The organism is uncultured Campylobacter sp. (assembly GCF_938018145.1).
GTDB lineage: Bacteria > Campylobacterota > Campylobacteria > Campylobacterales > Campylobacteraceae > Campylobacter_A.
Genome location: NZ_CALIII010000235.1, coordinates 1 through 2,362, shown reverse-complemented (window position 1 = coordinate 2,362; position 2,362 = coordinate 1). Strand labels below are relative to the sequence as shown.

Here is a 2,362-nt window from a genome sequence, read left to right as displayed (position 1 = left end):
AAAGTCCGCAAATTTGAGCGGACTTTGTAAATTTAGTTTTTAAAACTATGAATAGGAGCCGGTATCTGGCCGCCGCGGGCGATGAAGTCCGCCGATGAGTTTTTATTTACGCTCATCACCGGTGCGCTGCCGAGTAACCCGCCAAATTCCAGCGTGTCGCCCTCTTTGCCTTTTGGGATTATGCGCACGGCGGTCGTTTTTTGATTTATCACGCCGATCGCGGCCTCGTCGGCTATGATCGCGGCGATCGTCTGCTCGGGCGTATCCTGCGGGATCGCGATCATATCGAGCCCCACCGAGCAGATCGCGGTCATCGCTTCGAGCTTTTCTAAATTTAACGAGCCTGCGCGCACTGCGGCGATCATGCCCTCGTCTTCGGAGACGGGGATAAACGCGCCGCTAAGCCCGCCTACTTGGTTGCACGCCATCACGCCGCCCTTTTTGACCGCGTCGTTTAGTAGCGCAAGCGCAGCCGTCGTGCCGTGCGTACCGACGCGCTCTAGGCCCATCTCCTCAAGCACGCGCGCGACCGAGTCGCCCACCGCCGGAGTCGGAGCTAGCGAGAGATCTACGATGCCAAATTTCACGCCCAGCCGCTCAGACGCCATTTGTCCTACGAGCTGTCCGATGCGCGTGATCTTAAACGCCGTCTTTTTAACGGTCTCGGCGACCACGTCAAAGCTCGCTCCGCGCACCTTCTCAAGCGCGCGCTTAACGACGCCGGGGCCGCTAACACCCACGTTTATGACGACCTCGGCCTCGCCCACGCCGTGAAATGCGCCCGCCATAAATGGATTATCCTCGACGGCGTTGGCAAATACGACGAGTTTGGCGGCGCCAAGATCGGAAAGCCGCGCGGTTTCTTTGATCACGCGCCCCATGTCGGCGACCGCGCTCATATTTATGCCCGTTTTGGTCGAGCCGATATTTACCGACGAGCAGACCTTTTGCGTCGCGGCGAGCGCGGCGGGGATGGAGTCGATTAAAATTTTATCGCCCTTTGCGTAGCCCTTTTGCACTAGCGCCGAAAAGCCGCCGATAAAGTCGATGCCGACCTTTTTGGCCGCCTCGTCCATCGCCCTAGCAAGCGGCACGTAGCTCACGGCATTCGTCGCCGCGCCGATGATGGCGATAGGCGTTACGCAGACGCGTTTATTTACGATCGGGATACCGAGCTCTGCTGAAATTTCATTGCCGACCTTTACCAGATCGCGCGCCTTATCGGTGATTTTTGCGTAAATTTTCTCCGCGGCTTTGTCGATATCGGGATCGATGCAGTCAAGCAGGCTGATGCCCATCGTGATCGTGCGGATGTCGAAATTTTGCTCCTCGATCATCGCGATCGTTTCGGTTACGTTTTTGATGTCCATTTGCGCGCCTTAGATGTTGTGCATGGCGTCAAAGATCGCCGAGCTTTGGATGTTGATTTTAACTTTTAGCTTTTCGCCTAGCTCGTTTAGCTCCTCGCGTAGGGCCGTGAAGTCCTGCTTTTCCTCGCTGGAAACCACCGCCATCATCGTAAAAAACTCGTCCAAAACCGTCTGGCTGATGTCGTCTATGTTTAGCCCAAGCTGCGCGAGCTTAGCCGAAACGCCCGCTACAATGCCAACCTTGTCCTTGCCGATCACCGTTACGATCGCTTTCATCGTCGTTCTCCTAAATTTGTAAATTTGCGAGAGTTAAAGCCCAAATTTGAGTAAATTCGGGCTTTAGGTTTTAAATTTTACTTCGAGCAAGCGCTCTTGCCGTCCATCACGGGCTGGATAGACGAGTTGTCCGCGCCGCCGTCATCGTTGATATTTTCGATTATCTCCCACAGCCTAGCCGCCGCTTTTTCGTAGCGTTTAGCCGTGACCGAGTTTGGCTCGTAAAAGCTCACCGGCTTGCCGCTGTCGCCGCCGACTCTAACGGCAGGCTCGATAGGTATCTCGGCTAGCACTTCGGTGTTATAAGCTTTTGCCACTTCCTCGGTCGTGCCTTTGCCAAATATATCATACTCCTTGCCGCTTTCGGGGCAGATAAATCCGCTCATGTTTTCTACTATGCCCGCGATCGGGATGTGAAGCTTCTCAAACATATCAAGTGCTCTTTTGCTATCATCAAGCGCTACTACTTGCGGCGTCGTGACGCACACGCCCGCAGTCACCGGTACGCTTTGAGCTAGAGTTAGCTGCGCGTCGCCCGTTCCCGGAGGCATATCGAGAAATAGCACGTCCAGCTCGCTCCAAAATACGTCTTTTAGCAGCTGCTCGATAGCTTTCATGATCATCGAGCCGCGCCAGATGAGGCTCATGCCTTCTTCCATTAGCACGCCCATACTCATCATCTCGACGCCGTGAGTTAGGATCGGTTTTAGCTTGTT

The 2,362-nt window shown here is 54.7% G+C and carries 3 protein-coding genes; all 3 read right to left on the bottom strand.

Going from position 1 to position 2,362, the window contains the following annotated elements; translation table 11 throughout:
- Positions 1-32 precede the first annotated feature (32 nt).
- Positions 33-1,370: a PFL family protein gene (locus Q0338_RS05400; RefSeq protein ID WP_298085868.1), complete on the bottom strand. Its 1,338-nt coding sequence runs from the start codon at positions 1,368-1,370 to the stop codon at positions 33-35.
- A 9-nt stretch (positions 1,371-1,379) separates the two neighbouring features.
- Entirely contained in the window at positions 1,380-1,646 is a 267-nt protein-coding gene (locus tag Q0338_RS05395; protein ID WP_005871308.1) for an ACT domain-containing protein, read from the bottom strand.
- A gap of 77 nt (positions 1,647-1,723) precedes the next feature.
- On the bottom strand, positions 1,724-2,362 hold a 639-nt coding region (locus Q0338_RS05390; protein ID WP_298085867.1), incomplete at its 5' end, for a P-loop NTPase.

Coding starts and splice junctions, on each gene's coding strand:
- Q0338_RS05400 (WP_298085868.1), bottom strand. CDS start 1,370: ATGGACATCAAAAACGTAACCGAAACGATCGCGATGATCGAGGAGCAA.
- Q0338_RS05395 (WP_005871308.1), bottom strand. CDS start 1,646: ATGAAAGCGATCGTAACGGTGATCGGCAAGGACAAGGTTGGCATTGTA.